Here is a 441-nt window from a genome sequence, read left to right on the forward strand (position 1 = left end):
GCATGACGCTACGACTGGTGGTGGGCTCGGACGACGCGGGCTTCGACTACAAGGAGGTCATCAAGCGGGACCTCGAGGCCGACGACCGCGTGGCCAGCGTGGTCGACGTGGGCGTCGACGCGGACGGCCACACGGCGTACCCGCACGTCGCCGTCGACGCCGCCCGGATGATCGCCGACGGCGAGGCCGACCGGGCGATCCTGGTCTGCGGCACCGGGCTCGGCGTCGCGATCAGCGCGAACAAGGTGCCCGGCATCCGGGCCGTCACGGCGCACGACTCGTTCAGCGTCGAGCGGTCGGTGCTGTCGAACGACGCCCTGGTGCTCTGCATGGGCCAGCGGGTCGTCGGCATCGAGGTCGCCCGGCGCATGGCGAAGGAGTGGCTCGGGTACACGTTCGACCCGTCGAGCGCGAGCGCGGAGAAGGTCGCCGCGATCTGCG

1 protein-coding gene is annotated in these 441 nt (G+C 71.7%); it reads left to right on the plus strand.

All coding sequences use genetic code 11. The annotated features are described in order from the left end of the window. Positions 1–2 precede the first annotated feature (2 nt). On the plus strand, positions 3–441 hold a 439-nt coding region (locus M3677_RS17325), incomplete at its 3' end, for a ribose-5-phosphate isomerase (RefSeq protein WP_251161187.1).

Source organism: Curtobacterium sp. P97 (genome assembly GCF_023712445.1).
Lineage (GTDB): Bacteria > Actinomycetota > Actinomycetes > Actinomycetales > Microbacteriaceae > Curtobacterium.